The sequence below is a fragment of the Pseudomonas fluorescens genome, from assembly GCF_018614775.1.
In the GTDB taxonomy this organism is placed as follows: Bacteria; Pseudomonadota; Gammaproteobacteria; order Pseudomonadales; family Pseudomonadaceae; genus Aquipseudomonas; species Aquipseudomonas fluorescens_BY.
In genome coordinates this window covers 1-7,352 of sequence record NZ_JAGGOF010000115.1, presented here as the reverse complement: position 1 = coordinate 7,352, position 7,352 = coordinate 1, and the positions used below count along the sequence as shown (strand labels likewise).

Sequence of the window (7,352 nt, the reverse complement as noted above, 5' to 3'; positions counted from 1 at the left end):
GAGCGCCCGGGCCCGGGCGCTGAGGTCGTTGATCGTTCGAATGAGGCGCTGGCTCTCGAAACATCCTTCTCCGCCAGCGCACAGTGCCTCTTGGACATCGATGATCAGCAATGCGGTGCTCATGTCTTCCCTCTGCAAACGTTGACGGGATCAATAACCCAACGACAACCCGGTGTTGCGGCGTGGGTCGTTGGCGCCATAGAAGCGGTTCTTGCCCACCGGCTTGCCACCCAACGACGGGGCGCCGACCAGGATCGCGGCAATGTGGTTGGGGTCCTGCGGGCCGGCAAACTTGTGGCCCCAGCTCTCCAACAGCTTCTGCGTATCCGGGCTGGCGGCGAAGGTTTCCAGGTTGGTCTGCTCGGGCATCCACTGTTGATGGAAACGCGGTGCATCGACCGCCTCCTGGAGGTTCATGCCGTAATCGATCACATTGAGGATCGTCAGCAAGGTCGCCGTGATGATGCGACTGCCGCCTGGCGTGCCCACCACCATCACCGTCTTGCCGTCCTTGGTGACAATGGTCGGGCTCATCGACGACAGCGGCGCCTTGCCCGGTGCGATGGCATTGGCCTCGCCCTGCATCAGGCCATACATGTTCGGCACGCCGACCTTGGCGGTGAAGTCGTCCATTTCATCGTTGAGAGTCACCCCGGTCTTGCTCGCCATCACGCCGGCACCGAACCAGTCGTTGAGGGTGTAGGTGACGGAAACGGCGTTGCCCCACTGGTCGACGATGGAGTAATGGGTGGTGTTGCTGCCTTCGTGAGGCGCCACGCCGGGTTTGATCTTCTGCGAATCACCGGCCTTTTGCGGCTCGATGGCGGCACGGAGTTTCGCGGCATAGTTCTTGTCCAGCAGATGGTCGACCGGGTTCTTCACGAAGTCCGGGTCACCCAGGTAGCTGTTGCGGTCCACGTAAGCGTGGCGCATGGCTTCGATCTGATAGTGCATGCCCTGGGCCGAATGGAAACCCAGGTCCTTCATCGGGTAGCCGTCGAGGATGTTCATGATCTGGCACAGCACCACCCCACCGGAACTGGGCGGCGGCGCCGAGATGATGTGGTAGCCGCGGTAGTCGCATTCCACCGGGGCCAATTCGCGGGTCTTGTATTTGTCCAGGTCGGCCTGGGTGATGATGCCTTTGTTGGCCTGGCTGGAGGTGACCAGCGCATCGGCGACCCAGCCTTTATAGAAGCCATCGGCACCTTTCGCGGAAATCTCCCGCAAGGTCTTGGCGAGGTCTTTTTGCACCAGTTTCTGGCCAACCTGCATCGGCTCGCCGTTGTGCAGGAAAATCGCGCCGGAGTCGCGCATGTCTTTCTTGAACACGTCGGTGGCGGTTTCCAGCAAGTCGACATCCCCCTGTTCCAGGGTGAAACCTTCCTCGGCAAACTGGATGGCCGGGGCGATCAGTTCGGCCCGGGGCTTGCTGCCGTACTTCTGCAAGGCCAGCTCCATGCCGGACACGGTGCCAGGCACGCCCACCGCCAGGTGCCCGCGGGTACTGAGGTCGGGGACGACGTTGCCGTCCTTGTCCAGGTACATGTTGGCCGTGGCGGCCAGGGGGGCTTTCTCGCGGAAGTCCAGGAAGGTCTTGCGGCCGTCGGCCAGTTGCAGGGTCATGAAGCCGCCTCCGCCAAGGTTGCCCGCCGCCGGGTAGACCACCGCCAGGGCATACCCCACCGCCACCGCAGCATCCACCGCATTGCCACCGCTCTTGAGCACGTCGACGCCGACATGGGTTGCCAGGTGCTGGGCGGTGACCACCATGCCGTTCTCGGCAGCCACCGGCGCCTGGGACGCGGCCTGCGCATAAAAACAGCTGACAGTCAGGGACGTGGCAAGGATCGTTCGGCCAAGGTATTCGAACTTCATGAGTGAGGTCTCTTCTTGTTTTGGGACCTAGGCAGTATGGCCGGGTTTGCCGAATGTGCCTGTTGCGATAGTCTCGCGCAGATCATTTCCCGCATAAGGACATTGCCAATGACGCTACGAATCGAACGCACGGACGCCCCCACCGACGAAGAACGCCAGGCCATTCTCGCGCCGCTACGCGCCTACAACAGCGCCAGGACCGGCGGCACGCTACCCGAACTCGTCGCCTGGCTGGTACGGGACGAACAGAGCGATGAAGTGGTCGGCGGGCTCTACGGGCGGGTGTTTTTCCGTTGGTTGTATATCGAGTTGCTGGTGGTGCCGGAACAGGCCCGAGGCCAAGGCACCGGGTCAACCTTGATGCAGATGGCGGAAGACCTGGCCCGGGAGAAAAACTGCGTGGGCATCTGGCTGGACACTTTCGATTTCCAGGCACCGGAGTTCTACAGGAAACACGGTTTTACGGAAGTCGGCCAGATCGATGATTACCCGCCGGGCCATCAGCACTTTTTCTTCCAGAAGCGCCTGTAGATGTCCAACTAAAACCTCATCCCCTGTGGGAGCGAGCCTGCTCGCGATAGCGGTGTATCAGCCAACTACGATGTTGAATGTAATACCGCTATCGCGAGCAGGCTCGCTCCCACAAGAGCTCTCAGGTCTGTCCTACAAACAAGTCGCCAACGCCGCCAACCGGCGCTTGGCGACGAAGTCGTCCTGCTGGGCGTAGTAGTTCAACGTGGTGCCATTGGCACCGGCTTGGACATCGACAAACGCTTCGGCCGAGCGGGTGTACACGGTCAGGCCACCTTTTTCGCCGGGTTGCAGGTAAGCAGCGGCATCGACGCCGAACACCGCTTCGTCCTGCCAGGAAAACTGCACGCACTGGGCCACGACCTGTTCGGTTTTGTCCGAGGTCAGGGTCTTGTAAGGTGCCTGGGTCCGGGCCTGGTTCATCGCCGAACCCGCACAACCGGCCAGCACCATTGCCGCCAGGGCCACCGTCAACATTCGCATTGCGTTCTCTCACCGAAAAAAAGACCGACTTTAGCATTCCGACCCGAACCATCGCGCTGCTTTATTGAAATTTACCCGCGACAGCGAGCACCGATTCACGCAATCTGTCGCGCCATCGCCACCAGCCACGCGGAACACCCCATGACCCCCAACGCCGAGTTCTACAAGCCCACCCCGGAATATGCCGACAAACTGATCAGCCAGATCGGCCAGACACCTTCGTGGATCGCCAAGCGAATCGGCGTCACCGACAAGCGGATTCGCTACATCCTCGACGGCGAACGCACCGTCAAGGGCGAAACCACACCGATCCAGATGACCTACACCGAGCAATTCGCCCTCGAATGCCTGGCGGCTGCGGCCAAGGCCAGCAAGAAGCAGTCTTCATCTCCCAAGGAGTGACCATGGCGGCAACCGAACAGCAACACGAACGGGCCCTGGAAAAGTTTCTCGATGAGCGCCCCGAACTGCGTCACGAACTGGACCACCTCAACCCGCTGCTGGCCCAGGCCAAGGGCGAGACAGCCGCGCAGTACCGCGCCGAACGCTTGCACGAAGCGTTCGAAGCCGAGGCCGAGCGCCTAGGCCTGTTCGCCTGGGAACTGACTTTGCAACTGACTGCCGCCTCGCCCGAGGAATACCAGGCACAGCGCCTGGAAGTGCACAAGGAAGTGGCGGAAATGGCCGGGATGGACTGGGTGGAATATTGCGAGCTGCATGGGCTCAAGCAGTAGCGTCCACTCGAAAGATTGAGTAATCCCCTGTGGGAGCAAAGCTTGCTCGCGATGCAGTTGTGTCAGGCACCGTTCATGTCGACTGTGCCGCCGCCATCGCGGGCAAGCCTTGCTCCCACAGGAGTACAGCAGGCCCACCGCATTCCCTGCATGCCCTGCTGCCCTGCATGCAGCATCCCAATCGCCCCATCGCCCATAAAGCTTTATCATGGCCGCAGTTTCGCTGATCAGGTCTGTCATGAAGTTTGCCATCGCCCTGTTTTCTGCCGCCCATGCGCCCTCCTCGCGCCGTGCCCTGCTATTTGCCCAGGCGGCGCTGGCCGGGGGGCATGAGATCGTGCGGCTGTTTTTCTATCAGGATGGCGTCTACAACGCTTCGTCCAGCGTCGTCACGCCCCAGGACGAACAGGACCTGCCCCGGCAATGGCGCACGTTCGTCAGCGACCACCAACTCGATGGCGTGGTGTGCATCGCGGCGGCGCTGCGCCGTGGCGCGCTGAATGACGAAGAAGCCCAACGCTACCAGCGTTCGGCGGCCAGCGTCGAGGCGCCTTGGGCCCTGTCCGGTCTGGGCCAGTTGCACGATGCGATTCAGGACGCCGACCGCTTGATCTGTTTTGGAGGCGCATGATGGCCAAGTCACTGCTGTTGATCAGCCGCCAGGCGCCCTGGTCGGGCCCCGGTGCCCGGGAAGCGCTGGACATCGTGCTGGCCGGCGGCGCCTTCGACCTGCCCATCGGCCTGCTGTTTCTCGATGACGGAGTGTTCCAGCTGCTGGCGGGGCAAAACGCCAGAACCGTGCAGCAGAAGGACCTGAGCGCGAACCTGCAGGCATTGCCCATGTTCGGCGTCGAGGACCTGTTTGTCTGCGCCGACAGCGCCGAAGAACGCGGCGTCGCCACCGATGCGCTGGCGCTGGGCGAGATAAAAGTACTGAGCGCGGCGCACATCGCCCAGCTCATTGACCGCTACGACCAGGTGATCACCCTCTGATGTCGACTTTGCATGTATTGTCCCATTCGCCCTTCGGCGATCACCGCTTCAGCAGTTGCCTGCGAATACTCGGCGAGCACGACGCCCTGCTGCTGTGCGGCGACGCGACGTATGCCCTGCAACCCGGCACGGTGCCGTTTGAAACCCTGCACGGCAGCGGCCTGAAACTGTTCGTACTGGCCGAAGACATCCAGGCCCGGGCCTTGCAAGCGCCAGACTGGGCCGAAGCCATCGACTACCCGGCCTTCGTCGAACTGTCGATCGTGCATGACAAGGTCAATACCTGGCTATGAATACGCTGACGGTAGGCGAGCGCGCCATCGCGCTGGACAAGGACGGCTACCTGGCCGACCTCGACGATTGGTCCACCGATGTCGCCACGGCCCTGGCGGCCGCCGAAGCACTCGAGCTGAGCTCCGAGCATTGGGAGATCCTTGAATTGCTGCGGGGCTTCTACCGCGAATTCCAGCTTTCCCCCGCGACCCGCCCGCTGATCAAGTACACCGCGCTGAAACTGGGCGCTGACAAAGGCAACAGCCTGCACCTGAACCGACTGTTCAAAGGCACTCCCGCCAAACTCGCCGCCAAACTGGCGGGCCTGCCCAAACCGACGAATTGCTTATGACCGACTTTCCTTCGCTGACCCTTGAGACCCCGGCCGAACATCCATTCGCCCAGTTCGTGCGCATCCTAGGCAAAGGCAAGCGCGGCGCCCGCAACCTGACCCGCGAAGAAGCCCACGAGGCCATGGGTCTGGTGCTGGATGAAAAGGTCGAGGACACCCAGCTCGGCGCCTTCCTGATGCTGTTGCGGCACAAGGAAGAAAGCGCCGAGGAAATGGCCGGCTTCACCGAAGCCCTGCGCGAGCGCCTGGTCGTCCCGGCGCTGACGGTCGACCTCGACTGGCCGACCTACGCCGGCAAGAAACGGCATTTGCCGTGGTACCTGCTGGCGGCCAAATGCCTGGGGCAAAACGGCGTGCGGATTTTCATGCACGGCGGTGGCGCGCACACGGCGGGCCGGCTCTACACCGAACAACTGCTCGGTTTCCTGCACATCCCGCTGTGCCGTGACTGGCAACAGGTCGGCAGCGCGCTGGACAACGGCGGCCTGGCCTTCCTGCCGCTGGTGGACTGGGCGCCACACATGCAGCGGATGATCGACCTGCGTAACACCCTGGGGCTGCGCTCGCCGATCCACTCCCTGGCACGGATCCTCAACCCGCTGGGCGCACGCTGCGGGCTGCAAAGCATCTTCCATCCCGGCTACCAGGCGGTGCACCGCGACGCCAGTGGCTTGCTGGGTGACACCGCCATCGTGATCAAGGGCGACGGCGGCGAGATCGAGATCAACCCGGACGCCGACAGTCACCTCTACGGGACCACCGGAGGCGTCAGTTGGGACGAAGCATGGCCGCGCCTGGCCGAGCAGCGCCATGTCAAACCGGAAAACCTCGACCCCGAGCACCTGAAAGCCATTTGGCGCGGTGACGTGGAAGACAGCTACCCGCAACTGGCGCTGATCGCCACCATGGCACTGGCCCTTCGCGGCTTGGGCCTGGCCCGCGAAGAAGCCTTCGCCAAGGCCCAGCAATATTGGGACGCCCGCGATCGTTCGATTTAACTGATCATTAACGCCTAACCTTTGCGCTTTTAGTTCGAACCTATCGGAATAGACTCGCCTCCAATGACTATTGAGCGAGGATATCCAGATGGGTTTGTTGGTCAAAGGCCGCTGGCAGGACCAGTGGTATGAAAGCAAGGACGGCACCTTCCAGCGCGAGCAGGCGCAACGCCGGAACTGGGTCACCGCCGACGGCAGCGCCGGCCCTGGCGGTGAGCGCGGGTTTGCTGCTGAGGCCGGGCGCTACCATCTCTACGTGTCCCTGGCCTGCCCCTGGGCCCACCGCACGCTGATTTTCCGCAAGCTCAAAGGCCTGGAAGACCTGATCGATGTCTCAGTGGTCAGCTACCTGATGCTTGAGAACGGCTGGACGTTCGACAAAGCCCATGGTTCCACCGGCGACAAACTGGACGACTTGAGTTTCCTGCACCAGCGCTATACCGCCGACACCGCGAACTACACCGGTCGCGTCACCGTGCCGGTGCTGTGGGACAAACACCAGCAGCGCATCGTCAACAATGAATCGGCGGAAATCATCCGCATGTTCAACAGCGCCTTCGATGGCCTGGCCGGTAATCACCTGGACTTGTACCCGCAACACTTGCGCAGCGAGATCGCCGGGCTGAACGAGCAGATTTATCCCTTGGTCAACAACGGAGTCTACCGCGCCGGGTTCGCCACCACTCAAGCGGCGTACGAAGAAGCCTTCGACGGACTGTTTGCCGAGCTGGACCGCCTGGAAGCCCTGCTGGCCACCCGGCGCTACCTGGCCGGTGAATACCTGACCGAGGCGGACATCCGGCTGTTCACCACGATCATCCGCTTCGATGCGGTGTATTTCGGCCACTTCAAATGCAACCTGCGGCGCATCGCCGATTATCCGAACCTGTCGAACTGGCTGCGGGAATTGTACCAATGGCCGGGCATTGCCGAGACCGTGGACTTCGTCCACATCCAGGGGCATTACTACGGCAGCCACAAGACCATCAACCCCAATGGGATCGTGCCGAAGGGGCCGAAGCAGGATTTCGCGGTGGCCCATGATCGGGAAAGGTTGAGTGGCAAAGGGATCTGGCAGCCTTCATGAGACGTCCCCACGCTCCGCGTGGG

General features: G+C 62.1%; 11 protein-coding genes and 1 pseudogene. 9 read left to right on the top strand and 3 right to left on the bottom strand.

What is annotated here, in order from left to right:
• Together J7E36_RS24475 and ggt are read right to left on the bottom strand one after the other, a co-directional pair.
• Nucleotides 1–123 (bottom strand): annotated as a pseudogene (locus tag J7E36_RS24475) (isochorismatase family protein); the annotation flags it as partial.
• 27 nt (nt 124–150) lie between these two features.
• Nucleotides 151–1,878: a gamma-glutamyltransferase gene (gene ggt / locus J7E36_RS24470; RefSeq protein WP_215008832.1), complete on the bottom strand. Its 1,728-nt coding sequence runs from the start codon at nt 1,876–1,878 to the stop codon at nt 151–153.
• 108 nt (nt 1,879–1,986) lie between these two features.
• On the opposite strand from ggt, the gene J7E36_RS24465 reads away from it, so the two are divergent.
• Nucleotides 1,987–2,409 (top strand): GNAT family N-acetyltransferase, encoded by a 423-nt coding sequence (locus J7E36_RS24465; protein WP_215008831.1) that lies wholly within the window; start codon nt 1,987–1,989, stop codon nt 2,407–2,409.
• Nucleotides 2,410–2,541: 132 nt separating this feature from the next.
• On the opposite strand, the gene J7E36_RS24460 is transcribed toward J7E36_RS24465, so the two are convergent.
• On the bottom strand, nt 2,542–2,892 hold the full coding sequence (locus J7E36_RS24460; RefSeq protein WP_215008824.1) for a hypothetical protein: 351 nt from the start codon (nt 2,890–2,892) through the stop codon (nt 2,542–2,544).
• A gap of 141 nt (nt 2,893–3,033) precedes the next feature.
• On the opposite strand from J7E36_RS24460, the gene J7E36_RS24455 reads away from it, so the two are divergent.
• From J7E36_RS24455 to J7E36_RS24420, 8 genes are all read left to right on the top strand, one after another.
• Nucleotides 3,034–3,294 carry a hypothetical protein gene (locus J7E36_RS24455; RefSeq protein ID WP_060741573.1) on the top strand — a complete coding sequence of 87 codons (261 nt, stop codon included), beginning with the start codon at nt 3,034–3,036 and terminating at the stop codon, nt 3,292–3,294.
• 2 nt (nt 3,295–3,296) lie between these two features.
• The gene (locus J7E36_RS24450; protein WP_215008822.1) at nt 3,297–3,626 is read left to right on the top strand and encodes a DUF6388 family protein; all 330 of its coding nucleotides are present in this window, start codon (nt 3,297–3,299) and stop codon (nt 3,624–3,626) included.
• Between the two features lie 238 nt (nt 3,627–3,864).
• On the top strand, nt 3,865–4,257 hold the full coding sequence (gene tusD / locus J7E36_RS24445) for a sulfurtransferase complex subunit TusD (protein ID WP_215008820.1): 393 nt from the start codon (nt 3,865–3,867) through the stop codon (nt 4,255–4,257).
• Nucleotides 4,257–4,619, top strand: a complete 363-nt coding sequence (gene tusC, locus J7E36_RS24440; protein ID WP_215008818.1) for a sulfurtransferase complex subunit TusC — start codon at nt 4,257–4,259, stop codon at nt 4,617–4,619. The genes tusD and tusC overlap by 1 nt, the downstream gene beginning before the upstream one ends.
• Nucleotides 4,619–4,912: a sulfurtransferase complex subunit TusB gene (gene tusB, locus J7E36_RS24435; protein ID WP_215008816.1), complete on the top strand. Its 294-nt coding sequence runs from the start codon at nt 4,619–4,621 to the stop codon at nt 4,910–4,912. Before tusC ends, tusB begins: the two co-directional genes overlap by 1 nt.
• Nucleotides 4,909–5,244, top strand: a complete 336-nt coding sequence (locus tag J7E36_RS24430; RefSeq protein ID WP_215008814.1) for a TusE/DsrC/DsvC family sulfur relay protein — start codon at nt 4,909–4,911, stop codon at nt 5,242–5,244. The genes tusB and J7E36_RS24430 overlap by 4 nt, the downstream gene beginning before the upstream one ends.
• A complete protein-coding gene (locus tag J7E36_RS24425) occupies nt 5,241–6,242 on the top strand; it encodes a glycosyl transferase family protein (protein WP_215008811.1) in 1,002 nt (333 codons plus the stop codon). The genes J7E36_RS24430 and J7E36_RS24425 overlap by 4 nt, the downstream gene beginning before the upstream one ends.
• Nucleotides 6,243–6,330: 88 nt before the next feature.
• Nucleotides 6,331–7,329, top strand: coding sequence for a glutathione S-transferase family protein (locus tag J7E36_RS24420; protein WP_215008809.1), 999 nt, complete (start codon nt 6,331–6,333; stop codon nt 7,327–7,329).
• Nucleotides 7,330–7,352: the final 23 nt, after the last annotated feature.

Bases quoted from the DNA above. Each gene is read 5' to 3' on its own strand.
- ggt (WP_215008832.1), bottom strand. From the start codon at position 1,878: ATGAAGTTCGAATACCTTGGCCGAACGATCCTTGCCACGTCCCTGACT.
- J7E36_RS24465 (WP_215008831.1), top strand. From the start codon at position 1,987: ATGACGCTACGAATCGAACGCACGGACGCCCCCACCGACGAAGAACGC.
- J7E36_RS24460 (WP_215008824.1), bottom strand. From the start codon at position 2,892: ATGCGAATGTTGACGGTGGCCCTGGCGGCAATGGTGCTGGCCGGTTGT.
- J7E36_RS24455 (WP_060741573.1), top strand. From the start codon at position 3,034: ATGACCCCCAACGCCGAGTTCTACAAGCCCACCCCGGAATATGCCGAC.
- J7E36_RS24450 (WP_215008822.1), top strand. From the start codon at position 3,297: ATGGCGGCAACCGAACAGCAACACGAACGGGCCCTGGAAAAGTTTCTC.
- tusD (WP_215008820.1), top strand. From the start codon at position 3,865: ATGAAGTTTGCCATCGCCCTGTTTTCTGCCGCCCATGCGCCCTCCTCG.
- tusC (WP_215008818.1), top strand. From the start codon at position 4,257: ATGGCCAAGTCACTGCTGTTGATCAGCCGCCAGGCGCCCTGGTCGGGC.
- tusB (WP_215008816.1), top strand. From the start codon at position 4,619: ATGTCGACTTTGCATGTATTGTCCCATTCGCCCTTCGGCGATCACCGC.
- J7E36_RS24430 (WP_215008814.1), top strand. From the start codon at position 4,909: ATGAATACGCTGACGGTAGGCGAGCGCGCCATCGCGCTGGACAAGGAC.
- J7E36_RS24425 (WP_215008811.1), top strand. From the start codon at position 5,241: ATGACCGACTTTCCTTCGCTGACCCTTGAGACCCCGGCCGAACATCCA.
- J7E36_RS24420 (WP_215008809.1), top strand. From the start codon at position 6,331: ATGGGTTTGTTGGTCAAAGGCCGCTGGCAGGACCAGTGGTATGAAAGC.